Below are 23406 nucleotides of genomic sequence, written 5' to 3'. Positions count from 1 at the left end.
GCATACTGCCGCTGCCCGTATATAAGGCGGCGGCATCATTTTGGAATTAAGGATGTACCGCTATGTTGTTGGAACTTCAAAATTTAGGCAAGAGCTTCGGCGAACACGAGGTACTGCATGATGTGACAGCCGGGGTGGAGCGCGGCGACCGCATCGGCATTATCGGCGCCAACGGCACCGGCAAGACAACGCTCCTGCGCATACTGTGCGGCGAGAGCCTGCCCGATGCGGGGGACGCGGCGTTCGGTACCGGCGTGACCACCGGCTATCTGGAGCAGAATGCCAGACTGGACCCCACGCTTGATGTCTATGCCACGATGAAGCTGGTGTTCACTCCGGCGCTGGATGCCATGCAGCAGATGGAAGGTCTGCAGAAGCAGCTGGCTGCCGATCCCCACAATGCAGAGCTGACCGATAAGATCGCGCACTGCACCGCTGTGGTGGATGCGATGGATGCCTACAATATGGATACCCAGATCAAAAAGGTGCTGAACGGCATGGGGTTCCCGGCCGACACATGGACAAAGGCGGCCGGGGTACTCTCCGGCGGCGAGCAGACCCGCCTGCGTCTGGCCCGTCTGCTGCTGGAACGGCCCGACCTGCTGATTTTGGACGAGCCTACGAACCATCTCGATCTGGAAACAATGGAGTGGCTGGAAAATTACCTGAAGGCCTACCGCGGCGCGGTGCTGGTCGTCAGCCATGACCGCTATTTTCTGGATGCCGTCTGCACCCGCATCTGGGAGCTGCGCGGCAAGAGCATCAAGACCTACCGCGGCAACTACTCAGCCTATCTGCCCCAGCGAGAGGCTGCCGATGAGCGCCAGCAAAAGCTGCACGATGCCGCCGTGGAGAAGGCAGCCAAGCTGCAGGATTATGTGGACCGCAATCTCGTGCGCGCCTCCACCACCAAAATGGCGCAGAGCCGCCGCAGGCAGCTTGAAAAGCTGGAGATCGTGGAGGCACCCACCGCAGAGGCGTGGGAGCTGAACTTCCGCTTTGAGTATGACATTGAGCCGTATGATGAGCTGGTCATCATGAAAAACCTGAGCGTTCGCATCGGGGAGCGCACCCTCATTGATGCGCTGGACTATGTGGTCCACCGCGGGGATAAGCTTGTCATTGCCGGCCCCAACGGCGCTGGCAAGTCAACGCTTTTGCAGGTGCTGGACGGCAAGCGCCGCCCCTCCGGCGGCATGGTGCGGCTGGGCAGCGGCGCCAAGCCGGGCATCTTCACCCAGCAGCAGGCGCGCCGCGCAGGCCGCGTCATGGATGCCATCTGGAACCAGTACCCCCGCTTTACGGAACTGGAGGTGCGCAGCCATCTGGCGCGGTTCGGCTACCGCGGCGAGGAGGTATTCAAGGACTGTGCCTCTCTCTCCGGCGGCGAGCTGGCCCGCCTGCGCTTTGCCGAGCTGGCGCTCGAGCGGCCGAACCTGATGTTCCTCGATGAGCCTACGAACCATCTGGACATCTATATGCGGGAGAGCCTGACCCAGGCGCTGGCGGCCTACACAGGCACGCTGCTGCTTGTCACCCATGACCGCTACCTTATGCAGACGCTGGATTGCCCGATCATGTACCTTGAAAACGGCAGTGCGGCATTTTACCAGAACTTTGCCGCACTGCAGAACCGCGAGGCCGGCAGAGGGGCGAAGGCACAGGAAACGCAGCAGAAGGCGGAGGACAGCGCCAAAAAGCAGGGCTACGGCAAGGAGCAGCGCAAGCGCCGCGCCGAGGTGCGCGCCCGCCTGAAAAAGGTCGAGACCGAGATCGAGGAGCTGGGAGCGCACATCGTAGAACTGGAAAACGAGATCAACGACCCTGAGGTGCTGCGCGATCATCTGCTGCTGCGGGATAAATGCGATGAGTTAGACGATACAAGGTTCCATCAGCAGGAGCTGTATGAGGAATGGGAAAAGCTGGCAGAGGAGCAGGAGCGCTTCGAAAACGAGGGGGAATAGGGTAATACAGCATAATTCTAAGTGCCGATACGGCGAGCGAGGTGCGGCAGATGCTAAGCCAAAAGCGCAGATAATACTGGATGTCTTATCGAGCATTTTGGCAACGCAGATGCCGTACCGCAGCCGCCGGAGCGGTGCTTGAGCCGTTAGGCGGGAATTGTGCGGTATTGCCATAGGCTTTTACCGTTCTGTAACTTGTATTCCGACGAAAAAGCGTTATACTATAGGTTTAGCAAGAATAGTCGGAACAGTGTAGGAAAAGTATATAAGGCGGGTTGAACACATTGCAGACCACCATTATCGTAGCAACGCATAAACCGTACTGGGTGCCGGAGGACCCGATGTATCTTCCGGTACAGATGGGCCATGCCATCCACCCGGCCATCGGCTATATCGGCGATGATACCGGCGAAAATATCTCGGAGCGCAACGCAAATTTCTGTGAGCTGACGGGCCTGTACTGGGCAGCGCACAACATTGATTCCGACTATATCGGTATCGTGCATTACCGCCGTTATTTTGCCAGCCGGAAAAAGAGCCGCTTTGCGCCCAAGAAGGAGCGCGTCATCAGCCATGAGGAGCTTTGCTCCATTTTGGCCACCACCAATGTAGTGCTGCCGCGAGAGCGCCATTACTTCATTGAAACAAACTATACCCAGTATATCCACGCCCACCACAAGCGGGATCTCACGGCAACCCGCGCCATCATTGCGCGCAAATGCCCGGAGTATCTGCCCGCCTATGATATGTATATGTCCAAGACCCACGGCCACCACTTCAACATGTTCGTCATGAAGAAGGAACTGCTGCGGCATTACTGCACATGGCTGTTCGATATCCTGTTTGATCTTGAGCGGGAGTTGGACATGACCGGTTATACGGTGAATGACCGCCGTGTGTTCGGCTTTGTGAGTGAGCGCCTGCTGGACGCATGGCTCATTACCAACAACATCAGCTTTGAGGAACTGGATATCGTCTATATGGAGCATCAGAACTGGCTGCACAAGGGCACGGCCTTCCTCAAGCGCAAATTATTCCCGAAAAAAGATGATTGATGCAAGAGATGTCACGGCGGTGGTCGTGACCTACAACCGTCTGCCGCTGCTGCGCCGGTGTCTGGCCGCTCTGCAGGCTCAAACTGTGCAGGGGCTGCGGGTGCTGGTGGTGGACAATGCCTCCGCCGATGGCACGGCAGAGTATCTGAAAACGCTCGCCATGCCGGGTCTTGTCTGCCGTATCCTCACAGAAAATCTCGGCGGTGCGGGCGGCTTTGCCTACGGTATGCAGGCTGCGGCGGAGCTGGGCTGCAAGGCGGTCTGGCTTATGGACGATGACACATTTCCCGAGCCGCAGGCGCTGGAAGCACTGCTGGCAGCCGATGCTGCCCTAGGCGGGGCATACGGCTGGCTGTCAAGCCGGGCTTTGGCCCCGGATGGCAGCGACCAGCCGATGAACCTGCAGCGCAAAACGATGTACCGCGACATAGACGGCTTTGACGGAAAAGAGATACCGGCTGTGATGGCCAGCTTTGTGTCACTGTTTTTGCGCATGGATACCGTGCGGCAGCTCGGCTTGCCCATCGCGGAGTTTTTTATCTGGTCAGATGACTGGGAATATACCCGCCGTATCTCGCGCTGCAAGCCCTGCCGTGTTATTCCGGCCAGCCGGGTCGTGCATGCCATGCAGAACCCGGGCGTTGTGAACATTGCCCGGGATGTACCGGAGCGCTGGGGGCGCTACCGCTATTTTTACCGCAACGATGTCGTGCTGTACCGCCGCGAGGGGGCTGCAGGCTGGCTGTGGCTGCTGGCAAAGGACGCATGGCATACCGTGCAGGTGCTGCGCGACAGCCGTGGCCGCCGCGCCGAGCGCATCGGCATTATCTGGAAAGGCTTTGCTGCGGGGGTGAAATTCCACCCGCAGACACCCTATCTGCCATGAATCTGACTGAATCGATCTGCCGCAGGGCTGCCCGCGCCGATGCGGTGGCGTTTGATGTGTTTGATACCCTCATCAAGAGGGATACCGCAACCCCTGCGGATCTGTTTCGTCTGCGGGGAGAGGCTTTCTATACGGCCCGCATCGAGGCCGAGCGCGAAGCACGCGCGGTCAAAGGCGGGGAGGTGACGCTGGCGGAGATCTACGCCCGGCCCTGCCTTGCGGGCTATGACCCGGCGCAGGAGTGTGCCGCCGAGCTGGCCGCCTGCGTGCCGTACCGACCGGTGCTGGATGCAGTGCAGCAACTGCGCCGACAGGGCAAAAAGCTCTACTATATTTCAGACATGTACCTGCCGCAGGCGCAGGTTGATGCGATGCTGCGCCGCTGCGGCTACCCCGCCTTTGACGGCGGTCTTGTATCCAGCACCTACGGTGTGCAGAAGCGAAGCGGAAGGCTGTTCCGGCAGTTTCTGCATGAGACGGAGCTGGACGCAAGGCAGGTGCTTTTTATCGGGGACAGCTGGCGGGCAGATGTGGCCGGTGCGGCGCTGGCCGGTATTCCGGCCTGGCATCTGCCAACGCCGCCGCAGCCTGCGGATGCCGTGGCCGCCTTTGCGGAAAACCGTCTGCCCGCACTGCAGCCGGGCGGGCAGGCACTGGGATTTTCAGTGCTGGGGCCGCTTGCCGTGGCATTTTGTCACTGGCTGCATGACCGGCGGGCTGCATGCCCGGCCGCAAGGCTTTATTTCCTCGCGCGGGATATGTATCTGATGCGGGAGGTCTACGGCCTGCTTTACCCCGAGGAAAAGACCGAGTATCTGCAGGTTTCCCGCCGCAGTCTGGCCCCGGCGTTTCTGGCAGAGGGAGAGTATGCGTGCGTGCTGGCGGCGCTGCCGCGCCAACGGCTGACCGGCGCGCAGCTTGCCGCGTACTGCGGCACCATCTGCCCGGATAGCGAGGCTGAAAGCGTTTTCGACCTCAAGACGCCGGACACAGAAGCACTGTATGCGTTTTTGGCAAAGCTGCCGCGCCCCGAAACGGCCGATACAGTCATGGGTTACCTGCAGAGCAAACAGCTGCGGGCGGGGGATATTCTTGTGGACATCGGCAGCGGCGGTACGACCCAGCTGCTGCTTGAAAAGCTGCTTGGGACGGAGCTGCACGGGATGCAGCTCTCGGCGGATGACCGGCTGCGCAGCCGGTTCAGTGCGGCGCGCACCGAGGTGTTTCTCTTTGACGGTGCCCCGGCGCCGCGCATCTACTGGGCAGGGCAGCCCCTTTTGGAGCGCCTGCTCTCGCAGGATGTCGGGGCGACCCTCAGCTATACGAAAACGCCTGCGGGCTTTCGCGTCAATACCGACGCCCAGCCAGCCGAGCCGTTATTGGCAGAGCTGCAGCGCGGTGTGCTCTATTTTGCGCAAGGGTGGCAGCATAGCGTGCTGAACGGGCAGGCGATAGAGCCGCAGCGCGCAATCGCCCCGTTTTTGCGATTGGTGGAAAGCCCCACTGCTTTACAGGTGAAACTGCTCGGGGACTTGACCGTTGAGGACGGCGGTATCTACCCGCTGGCAGCACCCCGCAGCGTGGGGTATTACCTGACCCACCCTGCAGCCGCCGGGCGCGACCTTGGCACGGCGCGGTGGAAGATCGGCTTTTTAAAGCGGCTGGCTCCGTTGCCGCTGCCCTACGGGAAAATCTATCAGAAGCTCAAAAAGTAACTGCGAAGGGAGGGCAGCGTCATGGCAAAGCTCAGTGTGATCGTCCCGGCGTACAACGCCGAGACGACGCTGCGCACCGCAGTCGAGTCGATCCTTTCGCAGCAGGTGCCGGGGCTGGAGATCATCATCGTCAACGATGGCTCTACGGATGCAACGGACAAAATATGCCATGCGCTGGCCAGCGAAAACCAATGCATCCATGTCATAACCCAAAAAAACGCCGGGATCTGTGCGGCCCGCAACCGCGGGCTGGAGGCAGCAAGCGGAGAATTCCTGACCTTCTGCGATGATGATGACCTGCTCTGGCAGGGGGCGCTCAAGCTGCTGCTGCAGACGGCGGAGGATACCCATGCGGACATCGTGCGCGGCGGCTATGAGCTGCTGCGCCAGCGCCCTGACGGGACAATGGTCCAGCAGCCGCATCCTGCCGGGCAGGCCTGCACAATCGAGCTTGGCAGCGGCGGCTACGGCTCCTTTTTGACAAACAGCGGCCCGCAGTTTGTCTGGAACGCCCTCTACCGCCGCACCGCGCTGCTGGGGCTGCGCTTCAATGAGCGATGCAGCTTCGGGCTGGAGGATTTCGTTTTCAATGCCGCCGCCTACCGGCGCATCAGCAAAGCGGTCTATATCCCGCAGGTGGTCTACCGCCATTTTGAAGGCATGCAAAGCACCTCCTGTGCGCGGTCAGCCCAGGCGCTGCTGGGGCGCATCCGGGCACTGGAGCCATGGATGGAAGCGGAATTTCACGCCGCCCAGCGCTGGTGTGACGCCGATGAACTGCAGGTCGTCTGGAAGGATCGCCGCGCTCAGGCAGTCACATTTTTGATGCACCAGCTGCGGGACGCCCACGCCCCCGGCGCCATCCGCCGCCGCGCCTGGCAGACGCTGCGGCAGGTGCTGGGCCCTTATCCCGGCGGGATGGTTGACATTTTACACGATGCAGGGCACAATAAAAAACAGACCGTGGCACTGCTTTTATACCAGATGCGGCTGCAGAGACTGTATGATCTGCTGCCGGTCAGAGAGGAACAGCTATGAAAACGATTCTTATTACCGGCGCGGCGGGGTATATCGGCCGTCATGTTGTAAAGAATGCCCTTGACCGCGGCTATCGTGTCATTGCGGCGGATTTCAACTTCAAGGGCGTGGATGAGCGTGCAGAATTCTGTGATGAGCCGCTGTTCAGCGGGGATCCTGATCTGTACAAGAAGCTGGGCAGCCCGGACATCTGCATCCATCTGGCGTGGCGCGACGGCTTCCGCCACAATTCTGCTGCCCACATGAAGGATCTGTCCAGCCATGTGACCTTTCTCAACACGCTGGTGGAGGGCGGTCTGCAGGGGCTGAGCGTTATGGGCACGATGCATGAGGTCGGCTACTGGGAGGGTGCCATCAACGAAAGCACCCCCTGCAAGCCGCAGAGCCAGTACGGCATTGCGAAAAACGCCCTGCGCCAGAGCCTGATGCTCAGCCTTGCGGATTCCCCCTGCAGGCTTCACTGGCTGCGCGCGTACTATATCACGGGGGATGAGGCCCACGGCAGCTCGATCTTTGCCAAGATCACGCAGGCAGAGCAGGACGGCAAGGCGACCTTCCCGTTCACGAGCGGCAGCAATCTTTACGACTTTATTGATGTGGATGAACTTGCCAATATGATCGTGGCTGCCAGCGTGCAGGACCGGATCAACGGCATCATCAATGTATGCACCGGCAAGCCCATGAGCCTGGCAGACCGTGTGGAAAAATTCCTGCGGGACAAAAACTATAAGATCAGGCTCGACTACGGTGCATTCCCGGACCGCCCCTACGACAGCCCGGGCACCTGGGGTGACCCGGCAAAAATCAACCAGATTCTGGCCATGGATAAAAAGGAACAGCAATGAAACGATTAGGCATCTTTTTCTTCTACGAAAAAAACGGCGATGTGGATGATTTCATCACCTACTATCTCGCAGATCTGCATAAGAACCTGACCGAGCTGGTCGTTGTCTGCAACGGCAAGCTCAGCGCGCAGGGGCGCGCCGCTTTTGAGCAGTTCACCGATACGATCATCGTGCGGGAAAACAAGGGGCTTGATGTATGGGCCTACAAGACGGCGCTTGACTTCTACGGCTGGGAGAAGCTGTCGGAATATGACGAGATCGTCATGACAAACTCGACCCTTATGGGCCCCGTGCGCCCGCTGCGGGAGATGTTCGAGGCCATGTGGGAAAATCAGGATCTGGATTTCTGGGGCCTTTCCGTACACCACGGCGCAAAGTCAAACCCTTTCAAGGGCAAGCATCTTTACAACTATCTGCCGGTGCATATCCAGTCCCATTTCATTGTCTACCGCAAGCGCTTTGTGCAGAACCCGGAGCTGCAGGCCTATTGGGATACGATGCCGATGATCGAAAGCTACACCGACTCGGTGCAGCGGTATGAGGCTGTGTTCACCAAGCAGTTCGGGGACAAGGGCTTTAAGTGGGATGTCTATGTCAAGACCGACGACCTGAAGGAGTTTACCGACTACCCGCTGCTGGTCTGCCCGACGCTGTTGCTGCGCGAAAAAAAATGCCCGCTTTTCAAGCGCCGCAGCTTTATGCATGAGCTGGAGGCCTACCTCAACGATACCGCAGGCGAGCCGGTGCAGGAGCTGTATGACTATCTGCGCGATGAGACGGACTACCCGCTGGAGCTGATCTGGAAGAATATGATCCGGACGATGCACCCCCACGATTTCACACGGAATCTGGCGCTGACCCGCATCATTGAACCGACCGTGCAGGATGCCGCTGCGGCGCAGAGCCTTTGCCAAAACCGCCGCATCGCGCTGGCCATGCATCTGTATTTTATGGATATGCTCGGCCAGAGCAGGGCCTTTGCCGCCAAATTCCCGCCACAGACCGATGTCTTTATCACAACGAGCAGCGCCGATAAAAAGCCGCAGATCGAGGCGGCCTTTGCCGGCCTGCCGGTACACAGCGTTACCGTGACTGTGGTGGAGAATCAGGGCCGCGATGTGGCAGCCTTCCTCTGTGATCTGGCCCCGCAGCTGCGGGAATATGATTACGCCTGCTTTATGCATGATAAAAAAGCCGTCCAGACAAAGCCCGGCAGCGTGGGTGCTGGCTTCGGCTATGTCTGCAATGAGAATGTCTGCAAAAATTCGGCGCATGTGCTGAATGTTCTGTGCGAGTTTGAGAAGGACCCTTACCTCGGTATCCTTTGCCCGCCGTACCCGACCCACGGACTGTATTTTATGAATATGTGCTCCGGCGGCTGGGGCCCGAACTTTGAAAATACGAAGAAGCTGATGAAGGATCTGGGACTGGATGTACCCATCTCGGGTGAAAAATCGCCCATTGCGCCCTACGGCAGTGTGTTCTGGTTCCGCCCGCGGGCGCTCGCGCCGCTGTTTGACCACGGTTGGAAGCATACTGACTTCCCGCCGGAGCCGCTGCCGCAGGACGGTACGATCAGTCATGCCATCGAGCGCATCTACCCGTTTGTGGCCCAGAGCGCAGGCTACTACCCGGCCGTTGTCATGAGCAAAAGCTATGCCGTCACCCACAACGATACGATGCAGGCCTACGCATCTGCCATGATCCGCCCGCTGGCCCGCGTCTTTGACTGCACGACCTTCTATGGGGCGTCCAGCTCGGCGGTAGGGTTTGCCTACAAACGCCACCATCTGTTCAGCCACTACGGCCCGTATTCTGACAGCAAGCGCCGCCATGCCCGGAACTGGCTGCGGGACAATCTGCCCGGCGGCTCCTACCGGGTCATCATCAATACAAAGCGCGCGATTTTCGGCCCGCATGAGGGCCCCTATGAGGACTGATCTGCCATGAAACGACTGGTCATCTACTTCCATTATGACCCGGCGGGCTGTATTGACACTGCCTGCCGTATTGCCGTGCAGGCAGTGCAGAAATATGGCAAGGTCATCTTTGTCACAAACGGTGCGCTGGCCCCGGCGGACCGGGTGTGGGTGCGCCAGTCCGGCGCGGGCTGCATAGAGCGGGAAAACACCGGCTTTGATGTGGGGGCTTACCGGGAGGCACTGCTCACCATCGGCCGGGAGGCACTGGCGGAATATGAGGAGATCATCCTCATGAACTACACGCTGGCAGGCCCGGTCTGTGAGCTGCGGCCGATGTTTGAGGCAATGCAGGCACGCCCGGCGCTGGACTTCTGGGGCCTGACCCGTCACTATGCAATGAAAAGCCCGCGCTTCGGCGGGAATGTGCCGGAGCATATCCAGTCCCATTTCCTCGCGCTGCGGCCCCGGCTTTTCACCGGCGATGATTTCTGGCGCTACTGGCAGGAAATGCCCCTGCCAAAAAGCTACGAGGAGTCCGTTATCCGCCATGAAACGCGGTTCACGCCTTATTTTGCCGCCAAGGGGTATACATGGGATACCTATGTGCAGACGGAGGATATGAGGGGCGTCTTTGTCAACCCGATCATGGCCTGCCCACGGGAGCTGCTGGAAAAGCGCGGCTGTCCGTTCTTCAAGCGGCGCAGTCTGTTCACGCCCTACGGGGATGAGCTGCGCCGCACAGACGGCATGGCGGCGCGGGAGCTGTGCGCCTATCTCCATGAAAAAACCAGTTTCCCGCTGGATCTTCTGCTCGTGTCGCTGCTTAAGACCCAGCCGCTGGCGGCGCTGTCCAAAAACCTGCACTGGCGCTATGTCGTTGGGATGCCTACCCAAACGCAGGCTGACCCGGCTGTGCTGGGGCTGCGGCTGATCCGCTATGCGCTGCCAAAGACAGACCCGGTAACCGACTGGTATACCCGGCAGGCAGCCGCACAGGCGGATGCGCTGATGGAGCAGGCTGCCATCTGGTTTGAAAAGCAGCCGCTGCTCGGCATCCTCAGCCCCTCTGTGCCGCTGTACGCGGGCTGTGCTGCGGCGCAGCGCCGCCAATGGCTGGCGGAGAAAGAAAGCCTGCAAAGTCAGGCGAAGGTCCCTGTCGGTGAGGAGCCTCTGCCGGCACCCAACTGCGGCTGGATGCTGGTGCGGGAGTCTGCCTTCCCGCAGGGCATTCCGGACTGCAAAAACCAGCATGACGCCTGGCGGCTGGCCCTGATCGCACAAGCAAACGGCGCATACGCCGCCAGCTTTGAAACAGCGGCTCAGGCTGTGGCGCGCGCTGACATTCTCAATGTGTATGAAACAGCGGCTGCACAGCCGGCCGCTGTGGCAAAGCAGCTTGGGCGTCTGATCAAGCATCGGCTGCAAACAAAGTAAAAGGGGAGAACACCCATCAAAAAGCAACGCCTTTTTTATCTGGATCTGGTCCGTGCCGTGGCGCTGGGCTGCATCCTGACCGTGCATTTCAACGCCACGGTCACGGGGTATTTCACCCTGCCGCATAAGCTGTTTACCAGCACGCTGCCACTGGGCATCTATCTGGGGGATTTCGGCTCCACGCTGTTCTTTATCGTGTCGGGCGCTTCGCTGGCGCTGACGGTCCCGGAAAATCAAAGCCCTGCGCAGTTCTACAAAAAGCGTGCCGGGGCGGTCTACCCGCTCTTTTGGCTGGCATGGTTCGTTGTGTTCAGCTGGAGGTTTGTGACAAGGCCGGGCAGCTTTGCCGGGGCAAAGACGATCACGCTGGTGCTGACCTTCCTTGGGTTGGATAACTTTGCCGTGGCAGCGGGCTGGGTCGGTATGGATTTTGCCTGCGTGGGAGAGTGGTTCCTCGGCAGCATCCTGTTTTTGTATCTGCTGTTCCCGCTGCTGCAGCGGGCGCTGCGCAGAAACATCTGGCTGACCTGGGTCGTCACCCTTGCGGTGTGTATTCCGATCCATCTGCTGGGTTGGGATGCGCGTCTGGTCGCGGTGCATATCCCGGAATTTCTTTTCGGTATGACCTTTCTGATTATGCCGAAGCGTGCGCAGTACATCCTGCCTGCGGCGCTGCTGGCAGGTGCTGCCGCCGCCCGCAGCCTTGACGGCAAGATCACCTGCGCACTCGCCGGTGCCGCTGTTTTTATCCTGCTGGCGCTGGCGGCCCCGCTGCTGGACCGCCCGTGGCCGCGTGTGCTGGGCGCGCAGCTGGCAAAAATCTCCTACGCGGTGTTTCTTGTACATCATGTTCTGATTCAGGATATGGCCGCCCATTTTGATCTGGCGGCACTGTCCCGCCGGGATACGGCATTTTTGTATGTGGTCTATCTGGCCGCTGCGTTTGCGGCGGCGGAGGCCCTGCTCTGGCTGCAGAAGACCCTGCGCAGAGCTTTTGCTGCCCTGCGTCCTGTTTGATACTGTGTCTGCCCGCTGTTTTGTGAAAAACAGCGGGTATTTTTTTGCTTGTGTTCGCACGCGGCCTCTGTACAAAAACGGGCAATTACGGTATAATAAAACATAATGCTAAAAGAAAAGAGGCGTTCCACTGTGTCTGAGTTCTCCGTTTCCCTGGCAAAGCTGGCTGAGGAAGCCAACCTGACGATCGCCTACACCCCCTGTGAGCTGGAAAAGATCCAGGTCACGGCAACGGAGGTGTACCGCCCGGGCATCCTGCTGGCCGGTTACTATGAAAATTTCGACAGCAAGCGCATCCAGATCATCGGCCTGACCGAGATGTCCTATCTGGATGAATTGACCACCACCTTGCGCAAAACCCATCTGGAAAAGCTTTTCTCCTTCCAGCCGCCCGCTGTGGTGCTGAGCCGCGGCATGCAGCCGCTGTCAGAGATGATGCAGTACGGCAAAAAGTACGGTGTGCCGATTCTGATGTCTACCGAGATGACCTCCGCCCTGATGGGCCAGCTCATCACGACGCTGAACACCGAGCTGGCACCCCGCATCACCCGCCACGGCGTACTGGTGGAGGTCTACGGCGAGGGCATCCTGATCCTCGGTGATTCCGGTGTCGGCAAGAGCGAAACCGCCATTGAGCTGGTCAAGCGCGGCCACCGTCTCATTGCGGACGATGCCGTTGAGCTGCGCAGGGTCTCCTACCGCAAGATCCTCGGCACGGCACCCGCCAACATCCGCCACTTTATTGAACTGCGCGGCATCGGCATCATCAATGTTGCCCGCGTGTTCGGCATCGGCTCGGTGCGCTCCAGTGTGGAGGTTGAGATGGTCGTCCAGCTTGAGCCGTGGGATCGCACGAAGAACTACGACCGCACGGGTCTTGAGACAGAGTATTATGACATTCTCGGCGTCAAGGTGCCCAGTATGCTGATCCCCGTTATGCCGGGCCGTAATCTGGCGGTCATTCTGGAAACGGCGGCCATCAACAACCGCCAGAAGGAGATGGGCTATAACGCTGCCAAGGAGCTGCTGACCCAGCTGGGCCTGCAGGACGATATTACAAAGTAAAAAGAGGTTTTTTCATTCCATGCAGATGATTGCAGACCTGCACACCCACACGCTGTGCGCCACCCACGCCTACAACACCTTTGCGGAGATGGCCGCTGCCGCCAAGGCACTGGGCTATTGCGCCCTCGCCGTGACGGATCACGCCCCCGCGATGCCCGATGCACCGCATGCATGGCATTTCGGAAACTGGAGCGCCATGCCCCGCACCATGGACGGTGTGGTGATCCTCTACGGTGCCGAGGCCAATGTCATGGATACCAAGGGCGGGCTGGATCTTTCGCAAAGCCAGCTCAAGGCGCAGGACTGGGTCGTGGCGTCCATCCACAGCACCTGTGTGCCGGGGCTTCTGACCCGCAGGGAGGCAGATCGTCTCTGGCTGGCTGTGGCCGAAAACCCTTATGTGGACTGTATCGGCCATTCCGAGCAGGAAAACTACCGCTATGACTACGACCTTGTCACCAGAGCGTTTGCTAAAAACCACAAGGTCGTGGAGCTCAACGGCAACTCATTCAATGTCCGCAAGGACGGCATCCCCAATATGCGGGCGCTGTTGGCCGCATGCCTTGCCAACGGCTGCCGCATTGCGGTGGACAGCGATGCCCACAGCACATACCAGCTGCAGCACGGCCTGTGTGCCCTGTATGCCATGCTGGAGGAAATGCAATTCCCGCAGGAGCTGATCGTGAACGCAACGCGGGAAAATCTGGTTCGTGAATTACAACTGCACGGTAAGCCCTGTGCAGAAGAAGTAGGAGGAATTTTGTTATGAGCAAGTATACGATTGGTATTGATCTGGGCGGCACCACGATGACCGCCGGTCTGGTCAACGAAAAATTTGAGGTTGTCGGCAAGGTGACCTGGGCCACCCGTCTGCCCCGCCCGGCGCAGGATCTTGAGAAGGCTCTGGCAGACCTGTGCCGCACTGTGGCGCGCGAGAACAAGGTGGACTTTGCGGACATCCGCTATGTCGGCATCGGCACCCCGGGCAGCGTGAACTTCACCACCGGCTTTGTCGGCTTCAACACGAACTTCGGGTACTATGACTGGAACCTTGGCCCGGATATGGAAAATCTGCTGGGCTGCAAGGTCTATGTGGAAAACGATGCCAACGCTGCCGCGTTCGGTGAGTACATTGCGGGCGGCGCCAAGGGCTATCGTGATGCCGTCATCATCACGCTCGGCACCGGCATCGGCAGCGGCATTATCCTGAACGGCAAGATCCTGCGCGGCTTCAATTTTGCCGCCGGTGAGATGGGCCACAATGTCATCGTCAAGGACGGCATCCAGTGTACCTGTGGCCGCAAGGGCTGCTGGGAGCGCTATGCCTCCGCCAGCGCCCTGACCCGCGAGACTAAGAAGGCCATGCAGGAAAACAAGAACACCATCATGTGGCAGATGACGCAGGACATCGACCATGTCAATGCCAAGCTGGCCTTTGACGCCGCCGCCAAGGGGGACGAGACCGCACAAAAGGTCGTGGACAGCTGGATCGAGTATGTGGGCGTTGGCATTGCCAATGTCATCAACACCTTTGAGCCGGAGGTCATCTGCATCGGCGGCGGCGTTTCCAATCAGGGCGAGGTCCTGCTGGCACCTGTCCGCGCATATGCTGAGAATGAGACCCGCAACATCACCACCGGCAAGTTCCCGGCTATCTGTGCCTGCACGCTGCGCAACGATGCCGGCGTGATCGGTGCGGCGGCTCTGGAAAATTCTATTTGATGCAAGCGATTCTGACGGAGGACATCCATGCAGGAAAAGACGATCACAGCACTGTGCGATGCACTGACAAGGCAGCAGCTGCCCTTTGTGCAGGGGGAGCCGCTCGCGGCTCATACGACCTTTCGGATCGGCGGCCCGGCGGTGTTCTGGTGCGCGCCGCAGAATGCAGAGCAGCTGCGTGAAACGCTGCGCCTCTGCCGTGAAAACGGTGTGCGGGTCTACCTGCTGGGCAATGGCTCCAACACACTGTTTGATGATGCGGGCTTTGACGGCGCAGTAGTGGATATGCGCGGACTTTCCCAGATGGAATATTCCGATGCAGGCACCGATGTGGTGCGCATTACCGCCGGGGCCGGCCAGACCCTGGGCCGCCTGTGCAGCAAGGCACAGTCGCTTGACCTGACCGGGCTGGAGTTTGCCTGCGGCATCCCCGGCACGGTGGGCGGTGCCGTCTATATGAACGCCGGTGCCTACGGCGGGGAAATGAAGGATGTGCTGGAGAGCGTGACCTTTCTGGACGACACGCTTGAGCTGCGTGTGCTGTCGGCAAAGGATCTAGCCATGGGCTACCGCACCAGCGTGTTTGAACAGCACCCCGACTGGTGCATCCTGTCGGCTACGGTCGTGCTGCACCGCGGCAACGGTGCGGAGGTTCTGGCCCGGATGAAGGAGCTTCTCGGCAAGCGCAGGGAAAAGCAGCCCCTTGAGTGGCCCAGCGCCGGCAGCACCTTCAAGCGCCCGGCGGGGGCCTTTGCAGGCAAGCTGATCGAGGACTGCGGTCTCTGTGGCTTCACTGTGGGCGGTGCGCAGATCAGCGAAAAGCACTGCGGGTTTGTCATCAACCGCGGCGGTGCGACCTGCGCCGATGTGGTGGAGCTGACCGAGCAGGTCAGCCGTATCGTTAAGGAAAAGACCGGCTTCGTGCTGGAACGCGAGATCCGCGTGGTAAAATAAGAGAGCGGTGGGGAAGATGAATTTTCTGATCGTGACGGGGCTTTCCGGCGCGGGCAAGTCTATGGCTGTCAACGCACTGGAGGACATCGGCTTTTTCTGCATTGACAACATCCCGGTGGCGCTGCTGCCGCGTATCGTGGACTTCGCCCTGCAGGGCGAAAACCAGCTCAGCCGTGTGGCAGTTGTCATGGATGTGCGCGGCGTGCGCAGCATTGAGCAGCTCAAGGAGGCTCTGGCAGATCTGGACGAGAAAAAGATCGACTATGATATCTTGTTCTTGGATGCAAATGACGCCGTGATCCAGCGCCGCTATAAAGAGACCCGCCGCCAGCACCCCATCACCATCAGCGAAAAGGTCCCCATCACCGAGGCAATCGCCCGGGAGCGCAAGCTGCTGCAGCCGCTGCGGGACAAGGCAAAGTATGTGATCGATACCTCGCTGCTCTCGGCAGCGCAGAACCGTGAGCGCATCTGCGGACTGTTTCTGGATAAAGGGGAAAGCCCGATGGCCTTGACCGTGGTGTCGTTCGGTTTCAAGTACGGTCTGCCGCAGGAGGCCGACCTTGTGCTTGATGTGCGCTGCCTGCCCAATCCCTTCTATGTGCCGGAGCTCAAGCATAAGACAGGCCTTGATCAGGAGGTCGTTGACTATGTGATGGCATCGACCGACTCACAGGAGCTTCTGCGCCGCTATGAGCACATGCTGGAGTTTGCACTGCCGCTGTATGTCAAGGAGGGCAAAAGCCAGCTGATGATTGCGGTGGGCTGCACCGGCGGCAAGCACCGCTCGATTACCTTTGCACGCAAGATCGCTGCGTTTTGCGAAAAGCTGGGCTACGCCCCCAGTGTGCAGCACCGCGATGTAAAACGAAGTCTATAATAAGGAGTACACCGACTTGAGCTTTTCTCAAGAAGTGAAAAACGAAATACTGCGCCGTAAAATTGCAAAGCCCTGCTGTAACATGGCCGCCGCCTATGCGGTGGCCTGTTTTGGCAAATACTTTGATGACCGCGGTGTGGTCTTGCAGACCGAAAACGAGGGCGTGGCCGCCTTTGCGCAAAAGCTCTACCGCCGCTGCGGCGTGCAGAGCACTGTGCTGAGCAAGGAGCGCCCGACCGGCCCGGTATATGAATTCAGCGTCAAGGAGCCTGCCGAGGTGGCAAAGATGCTGGCGCTGTTCGGCCATACCGGCAAGGAGCCTACGCTGCGCATCCGGCCGGAGAATTTTAAATGCCAGAGCTGTATGCAGGCTTTTATCGCCACGGCATTCCTCTGCTGCGGCACGATGACCGACCCGGAAAAAAGCTATAATCTGGAATTTCTCTCGACCCGGCATTATCTGTCCCAGCAGCTGGAGGCTATGCTGGCCGAGCATGATTTCCACCCCCACCGCGCACTGCGCAAGGGCGCCAATACCATCTACATCAGAGTGGCAGATCATATCGAGGATCTGCTCACCTTCATGGGGGCGGGCGGCGCGGCCATGCGCATCATGGACCAGCGCCTTTACAATGAGATGCGCAATAAGACGAACCGCCTGTCCAACTGTGAAACGGCGAACCTCGGTAAAAGTGTACAGGCCGCCGTGCAGGTGCAGCTGGCTATTGAAAAGCTGCAGGCTGCGGGGGCTATGAACACCCTGCCGGAAAATCTGCGCCTGACGGCCAAGCTGCGGATGCAGTACCCGGACCTGCCGCTGGCTAAACTGGCGCAGAAGTTTGACCCGCCCGTCAGCAAGGCCGGGCTTTCCCACCGGATGAAGAAGATCCAGGAGGCGGCTGCCCGACTGGATGCTGCCGCAGCGCCCAATGAAAAGGAAACGACCCATGTCTGAAAACACCCCGAGACAATTTACCCACCTGCATGTGCATACCGAGTACAGCCTGCTGGACGGCGCCTGCCGCATTGACCGGATGTTTGACCGGCTCAAGGAGATGGGGCAGACGGCCTGTGCTATCACTGACCACGGTGTTATGTATGGCTGCGTTGCGTTTTTTGACGCTGCCAAGGCGGCGGGCATCAAGCCGATCATCGGCTGTGAGGTTTATGTTGCGACCCGCACTCGCTTTGATAAGGTGAACCGCATTGACGGCAACAGCCACCTGATCCTGCTGTGCAAAAACGAGACGGGCTACAAAAACCTGATCAAGATGGTGTCCGCAGGCTTTACCGAGGGCTTTTACTCCAAGCCGCGCATTGATAAGGAGCTGCTTGCGCAGCATCATGAGGGGCTTATCTGTCTGTCAGCCTGCCTTGCAGGCGAGATCCCCAGAGCGATTCTGGCGGGGGATTACGACCGTGCCAAGCAGACGGCGCTGTGGTATCGGGATCTTTTCGGCGAGGGCAACTACTACATTGAATTGCAGGATCACGGTCTGGAGGAGGATCGGGTCGTTTTGCCGCAGCTTATCCGCCTCGCGCGGGAAACCGGTATCCCGATGGCGGCAACCAACGATGCCCACTATATAACGAAAGAGGACGCCAAGATGCAGAGCATCCTGCTCTGCATCCAGACCGGCAAGACCATCAACGATGTGGATCGGATGGAATTTCAGACCGATGAGTTCTATCTGAAAAGCACCGATGAGATGTACGAGCTGTTCTCGATGGTGCCGGAAGCCTGCGAAAACACAAATAAAATCGCAGAGCAGTGCAACTTTGCATTTACCTTCGGCGAGACAAAGCTGCCGTATTTCAAGGCCCCTGACGGTATGGAGAATCAGGCTTACTTTGAGAAGCTCTGCTGGGAGGGACTGGAACGCCGTTACCCCGGGAAGGTGACCGATGCACTGAAGGAACGCCTGACCTATGAGATCAATGTCGTCAAGACGATGGGATACACGAACTATTACCTCATCGTCTACGACTTCATCAATTATGCCAAAAGCCACGATATTCCCGTGGGGCCGGGGCGCGGCTCCGGCGCGGGCAGCTTGGCGGCCTACTGCGTCGGCATTACCGACATTGACCCCATCCGCTATAACCTGATTTTTGAACGCTTCCTGAATCCGGAGCGCGTCTCGATGCCCGACTTCGATGTTGACTTCTGCTACGAGCGCCGTCAGGAGGTCATCGACTATGTAAACGAGAAATACGGCCGCGACCATGTAGCCCAGATCGTGACCTTTGGCACGATGGCCGCCCGCGCTGCGGTGCGCGATGTGGGCCGTGTTATGGGCATGGGCTATCAGGATGTGGATCGGGTGGCAAAGCTGATCCCGACGGATCTGAAAATGACGCTGAAAAAGGCGCTTGAGGTCAGCCCGGATCTGAAGGCGCTCTATGACGCTGACACGCAGGTCCATGATCTGATCGACACCTCGCTGAAGGTGGAGGGAATGCCGCGCCATGCGTCTACCCATGCGGCCGGTGTTGTCATTACCCGTGACCCTGCCACCGAATATGTGCCGCTTTCGACCAATGACGGTCTGCCTGTCACCCAGTTCAATATGGTGGAGATCGAGCGGCTGGGCCTTTTGAAGATGGACTTTCTGGGGCTGCGCACCCTGACAGTCATCCACGATACCGAGACGGCTGTGCGCCGCAAGCACCCGGATTTCCGCGTGGCAGGCATCGACTACGATGACCCTGACACCTACGCAATGCTTGCCAAGGGCGAGACGGAGGGCATCTTCCAGCTTGAATCCACCGGCATGACGCAGGTGCTGACCGGTATGCGGCCAAAAAATCTGGAGGATATCATCGCCCTGATTTCGCTGTATCGGCCGGGACCGATGGATTCCATCCCGACCTATCTGCGCAACCGCAAGGACCCCTCCAAGGTGTCTTACAAGACGCCCCGGATGGCCCACATTGTCGATGTCACCAACGGTGTTGTGATCTATCAGGAGCAGGTCATGCAGATCTGCCGCGAGCTGGCCGGCTTCAGCTTCGGACAGGCTGATAATGTGCGCCGCGCCATGAGCAAGAAAAAGCTCAAGGTCATGGAGGCCGAGCGGGAGCATTTTGTGCACGGCTGCAAGGAGCCCGGCAAAGAATGTGCAGGCTGCGTTGCCAACGGTGTGCCGGAAAATGTAGCAAATCAGATCTATGATGATATGATCAGCTTTGCGTCCTACGCCTTCAACAAATCCCACGCTGCCTGCTATGCCTATGTAGCGTTCCAGACGGCATACCTGAAATGCCATTATCCCCATGAGTTTATGGCGGCTCTGCTGACCAGCGTGCTGGATAACACCTCCAAGGTCATTGAATATACCACCGAATGTCAGCGCCTTGGCATCAAGGTACAGCAGCCGGATATCAATATCTCCCGCGGCGGCTTTACGGCGGACGGCGATCTGATCCGCTTTGGCCTGAACGCAGTCAAGAGCGTGGGCCGCGGCCTGATCGATGCCGTTATCAAAGAACGCGCGCAGCGGCCCTACCGCAGCCTGTACGACTTCTGCAAGCGGCTGCACGGCTCGGAGTTGAACCGCCGCGCCTTGGAAAATCTTATCAAGGCGGGTGCCTTTGATGCACTGGAGCCGACCCGGCGTGGTATGCTGGAAAGCGTGGAGGGCATCCTGAAAAGTGTGGAGACAGATGCCCGTCAGAATCTGGATGGGCAAATGGATCTGTTCGGCCTGATGAGCGGCGGCAATGAAAAGCCTGCCGATGATTATAAGGTGCCGGAACTGCCGGAATACGCCGCCTCCGAATTGCTGAAGATGGAAAAAGAGGTGTCCGGTCTGTACCTGTCCGGCCACCCGCTGGACGCCTACCGCAGTCAGATCGCTCAGGTGTCCACCTGTACGATCGCCCAGCTGCTGGGGGAGGATGCAAAGCAGTTCGACAACCAGAATGTCACACTGGTCTGCACCATCGTAAGGAACAAGATCATGACCACGAAATCCAACACGCTGATGGCGTTTACGACCGTGGAGGATCTGACCGGCAGTATGGAACTGCTTGTATTCCCGCGTATTTTGGCAGAATGCCGCGCCGCCCTGCAGGAAAATGCAGTTGTGGTGGCGAACGGCCGTGTCTCTGTCAAGGAGGATGAGGCGGCCCGCCTTATTGTGGAGGGCGTTCAGTCCATAGAGACCTATGACCCGGCACAGAGCTTCGGCCGCAACCGTGTGGAGCGCGTTAAGCGCGAAACGAGCGGGGGAGGGGCCGCCGGCTATTTCCTGACGGTGCCTGCGCGGGATTGCCCGCAGATGCATAAGGTGGAAAATCTGCTCTGCAACATTTTTGACGGGGGCACGGTAAAAGTTTATTTCCGCTTTCGGGATACGGGCAAGGCAATGCTGGCAAGGCACATGGCGGTGCGGGATGATCCGCTGCTGCGCGCAGAACTGGAGCGTATTTTGGGCAAGGACTGCGTAAAAATTCAAAATATTGAACAGTCTGCAAAATAAATCCATGTGTTTTGCGCGATTTATCCATAATTACCCGGGGCAAAGTGTGGTATAATGTGGGTAGTCACGAGTTTGTTAAAAAATTATTATAACGTGATGACCACGCCTGAATAAAACATGATGTTTCAGGCGGGTCCATAGTTCCCGAATAGGAGGGGCTCGCTTTATGGCTAAGGAAATCAAAACGATCGGTGTTCTCACCAGTGGCGGTGACGCACCCGGCATGAACGCTGCAGTGCGTGCGATTGTCCGTGCAGGCATCAGCAAGGGATACCGCATGATGGGTATCCAGCGTGGTTATAACGGCCTGATCAACGGCGAAGTGTATGAGATGAATGTGCGCAGCGTGTCTGAGATCATCCACCGCGGCGGCACGATCCTGTACACGGCGCGCTGCCTTGAATTCAAAACGAATGAAGGTCAGGCGAAGGGTCTTGCCCGCTGCAAGGAGCTGGGCATTGACGCACTGGTCGTCATTGGCGGTGACGGCTCCTTCATGGGCGCCCGTGCGCTGGCAAATCAGGGAATTCCCTGCATCGGCCTGCCCGGCACCATTGACAATGATATTGCCTGCAGTGAGTATACCATCGGCTACGACACGGCTATGAATACCGCTGTTGAGGCCATTGATAAGCTGCGTGATACCACCCAGAGCCATGACCGCTGCAGTGTGGTCGAGGTCATGGGCCATCACGCGGGTTATATCGCCCTGAATGTCGGCATTGCGACTGGCGCTGTGGCGGTTCTGCTGCCGGAGATTCCGTTCGATTTTGAGCGCGACATTCTTGACCGTATGCGCCAGACGCAGGTCACCGGCAAAAAACACTTCATCATCATTGTCTCTGAGGGCGTTATTGATGCCAACGAGTTGGCAAACCAGATTCAGGCAGCTACCGGCGTTGACTCCCGTGCTACGGTTCTGGGCCATATTCAGCGCGGCGGCTCTCCGACGGTCCGCGACCGTGTGAATGCGTCCCTGATGGGCTATCACGCCATTGACCTGCTGGACAAGGGCATCTACAACCGTGTGGTTGCTGTTTCCGGTGACAAGATCGTTGACTATGATGTTAATGTTGCGCTGTCCATGCACAAGACCATCGACCGTGACATGATCGAAATCGCCAACACGATTTCCATCTGACGAATCTTTACAGAGCTGTACTCCGAATGGAGTACGGCTCTGTTTTTGCAAGAACCGAAAAATGGGCAGGCAAAAAGCAAGGAAAAATATAAAGTTTTTTGCAAAAACCTGTTGACAATCCATGACAGCTTTGCTATAATAACAACCGTTGTCAGGAGCAAACGGCACTGACGGCGGCCAGCATGGGGGATTAGCTCAGCTGGGAGAGCGCTTGCATGGCATGCAAGAGGTCACCGGTTCGATCCCGGTATTCTCCACCACAACGACCCGACAGAGATTTCTGTCGGGTCGTTTTTGTTTATTTCGCGCGACAGGCAAAAAAACCATCGCCCTTGTCGCAGGCGGCATAGAACACCTCGCTGCGCTGTCCGATGCCTTCTGCGTGAAGGCGGGCATCAAGCCATCGCTCATCGCGTCCGGCTGCCCGCAGATTGTCCTGCATAAGCTGCCCATCAATGATAAGGTCATACCAGGCACTGGCGGCGGCAGGGTGCAACTGCATATCCTCCGGCGTCAGGGAACGGGCGCGGCTTTTGGGCAAAAAGCTGATCTGTCCGTTGGTTTCCAGAATCGCGGTCTCGATTTCGTTGGGGTCAAAGTATCCGGCCACACGGGCTTGGCCGAGGAATTCATTCAGGTCGATGGCGCACCGCTGCAGGTTGGCTTTTAAAATCGTGCCGCCGTCCATCAGAATCAGGCTGCGCCCGCTCCAAAAGCTGCGCATCCGGTTGCTTTTGCAGGCACTGTAGTGGACGAACCATGTCACAACACCGTATACGATCAGCGCGGAGAAGGGGCGCAGCCATTGCTCGAGATTTGTAGCAAGCTCCGCACCGATGGACCCCACCGTGACGGCATTCAGATAGTCGAACGGACTCATCTGGGCAATCTGCCGCTTGCCGCCAGCGCGGGTAAAAATGAACATGGCGGCCAAAGAGAGCAGGCTCGTCAGCACGACCTGCCCGATCTCTGTAAAAATGTCAGACATAAAAACACACCCTCCTGCGGGTAGCTTTTGCGCAGTTGCGCTTTTTTATACGGAAAACCGTTGACAAGACGGGCAAAACGGCATATAATAAGCCTGTAAAAGGAAAAATAGCGATGAAAGGGCCAATGCCGCCTCTCCGCTTCTTAGAGAGAAAACCGCACGGTGCAAGGTTTTCAGCGTGAGTACGGCAGAGCCACCCCGGAGCTTTCGGCGTAGAGCTGAGCGTACCTGCGGCGTTAACGCAGACACAAAGCGGCGGTGCGCAGTGCGTATCGCAAACTGGGTGGTACCACGGA

18 protein-coding genes and 1 tRNA gene are annotated in these 23406 nt (G+C 58.5%); 18 read left to right on the top strand and 1 reads right to left on the bottom strand.

The annotated features are described in order from the left end of the window. The first annotated feature begins 62 nt into the window (after positions 1 to 62). From OGM67_03480 to OGM67_03395, 18 genes are all read left to right on the top strand, one after another. Positions 63 to 1964 carry an ATP-binding cassette domain-containing protein gene (locus tag OGM67_03480; GenBank protein UYJ35410.1) on the top strand — a complete coding sequence of 634 codons (1902 nt, stop codon included), beginning with the start codon at positions 63 to 65 and terminating at the stop codon, positions 1962 to 1964. A gap of 284 nt (positions 1965 to 2248) precedes the next feature. After that, positions 2249 to 3019: a DUF4422 domain-containing protein gene (locus tag OGM67_03475; GenBank protein UYJ35409.1), complete on the top strand. Its 771-nt coding sequence runs from the start codon at positions 2249 to 2251 to the stop codon at positions 3017 to 3019. Then, on the top strand, positions 3012 to 3905 hold the full coding sequence (locus OGM67_03470; GenBank protein UYJ35408.1) for a glycosyltransferase: 894 nt from the start codon (positions 3012 to 3014) through the stop codon (positions 3903 to 3905). The genes OGM67_03475 and OGM67_03470 overlap by 8 nt, the downstream gene beginning before the upstream one ends. Beyond that, complete coding sequence (locus tag OGM67_03465) at positions 3902 to 5620, top strand: hypothetical protein (protein ID UYJ35407.1); 1719 nt, start codon at positions 3902 to 3904, stop codon at positions 5618 to 5620. Before OGM67_03470 ends, OGM67_03465 begins: the two co-directional genes overlap by 4 nt. Before the next feature lie 21 nt (positions 5621 to 5641). Further along, positions 5642 to 6658, top strand: coding sequence for a glycosyltransferase (locus OGM67_03460; protein UYJ35406.1), 1017 nt, complete (start codon positions 5642 to 5644; stop codon positions 6656 to 6658). Continuing rightward, the gene (locus OGM67_03455; protein UYJ35405.1) at positions 6655 to 7503 is read left to right on the top strand and encodes an NAD(P)-dependent oxidoreductase; all 849 of its coding nucleotides are present in this window, start codon (positions 6655 to 6657) and stop codon (positions 7501 to 7503) included. Before OGM67_03460 ends, OGM67_03455 begins: the two co-directional genes overlap by 4 nt. After that, the gene (locus tag OGM67_03450; GenBank protein ID UYJ35404.1) at positions 7500 to 9443 is read left to right on the top strand and encodes a rhamnan synthesis F family protein; all 1944 of its coding nucleotides are present in this window, start codon (positions 7500 to 7502) and stop codon (positions 9441 to 9443) included. Before OGM67_03455 ends, OGM67_03450 begins: the two co-directional genes overlap by 4 nt. A 6-nt stretch (positions 9444 to 9449) precedes the next feature. Then, complete coding sequence (locus OGM67_03445) at positions 9450 to 10859, top strand: rhamnan synthesis F family protein (protein ID UYJ35403.1); 1410 nt, start codon at positions 9450 to 9452, stop codon at positions 10857 to 10859. 57 nt (positions 10860 to 10916) lie between these two features. Beyond that, positions 10917 to 11876 carry an acyltransferase family protein gene (locus OGM67_03440; protein UYJ35402.1) on the top strand — a complete coding sequence of 320 codons (960 nt, stop codon included), beginning with the start codon at positions 10917 to 10919 and terminating at the stop codon, positions 11874 to 11876. Between the two features lie 132 nt (positions 11877 to 12008). Then, the gene (gene hprK / locus OGM67_03435; protein UYJ35401.1) at positions 12009 to 12941 is read left to right on the top strand and encodes an HPr(Ser) kinase/phosphatase; all 933 of its coding nucleotides are present in this window, start codon (positions 12009 to 12011) and stop codon (positions 12939 to 12941) included. A 19-nt stretch (positions 12942 to 12960) separates the two neighbouring features. Then, complete coding sequence (locus tag OGM67_03430) at positions 12961 to 13710, top strand: PHP domain-containing protein (GenBank protein UYJ35400.1); 750 nt, start codon at positions 12961 to 12963, stop codon at positions 13708 to 13710. Then, positions 13707 to 14663 carry an ROK family protein gene (locus OGM67_03425; protein ID UYJ35399.1) on the top strand — a complete coding sequence of 319 codons (957 nt, stop codon included), beginning with the start codon at positions 13707 to 13709 and terminating at the stop codon, positions 14661 to 14663. The genes OGM67_03430 and OGM67_03425 overlap by 4 nt, the downstream gene beginning before the upstream one ends. A gap of 27 nt (positions 14664 to 14690) precedes the next feature. After that, positions 14691 to 15617 carry a UDP-N-acetylmuramate dehydrogenase gene (gene murB / locus OGM67_03420; GenBank protein UYJ35398.1) on the top strand — a complete coding sequence of 309 codons (927 nt, stop codon included), beginning with the start codon at positions 14691 to 14693 and terminating at the stop codon, positions 15615 to 15617. A 16-nt stretch (positions 15618 to 15633) separates the two neighbouring features. Then, complete coding sequence (rapZ, locus tag OGM67_03415) at positions 15634 to 16497, top strand: RNase adapter RapZ (GenBank protein ID UYJ35397.1); 864 nt, start codon at positions 15634 to 15636, stop codon at positions 16495 to 16497. A 34-nt stretch (positions 16498 to 16531) separates the two neighbouring features. Beyond that, positions 16532 to 17452, top strand: a complete 921-nt coding sequence (gene whiA, locus OGM67_03410) for a DNA-binding protein WhiA (protein ID UYJ35396.1) — start codon at positions 16532 to 16534, stop codon at positions 17450 to 17452. Next, positions 17445 to 20981, top strand: a complete 3537-nt coding sequence (locus tag OGM67_03405) for a DNA polymerase III subunit alpha (GenBank protein ID UYJ35395.1) — start codon at positions 17445 to 17447, stop codon at positions 20979 to 20981. Before whiA ends, OGM67_03405 begins: the two co-directional genes overlap by 8 nt. 166 nt (positions 20982 to 21147) lie before the next feature. After that, complete coding sequence (gene pfkA, locus OGM67_03400) at positions 21148 to 22122, top strand: 6-phosphofructokinase (GenBank protein UYJ35394.1); 975 nt, start codon at positions 21148 to 21150, stop codon at positions 22120 to 22122. A gap of 184 nt (positions 22123 to 22306) precedes the next feature. After that, positions 22307 to 22382: transfer RNA gene (locus OGM67_03395), tRNA-Ala, on the top strand. Between the two features lie 38 nt (positions 22383 to 22420). Here the strand turns inward: OGM67_03395 and OGM67_03390 are convergent. Continuing rightward, the gene (locus tag OGM67_03390) at positions 22421 to 23110 is read right to left on the bottom strand and encodes a DUF421 domain-containing protein (protein ID UYJ35393.1); all 690 of its coding nucleotides are present in this window, start codon (positions 23108 to 23110) and stop codon (positions 22421 to 22423) included. Between the last annotated feature and the right edge of the window lie 296 nt (positions 23111 to 23406).

This window comes from Oscillospiraceae bacterium (assembly GCA_025757985.1).
Lineage (GTDB): Bacteria > Bacillota > Clostridia > Oscillospirales > Ruminococcaceae > Gemmiger.
Note: the sequence above shows the minus strand (reverse complement) of the source record. Positions and strands in the feature narration are given on the sequence as shown.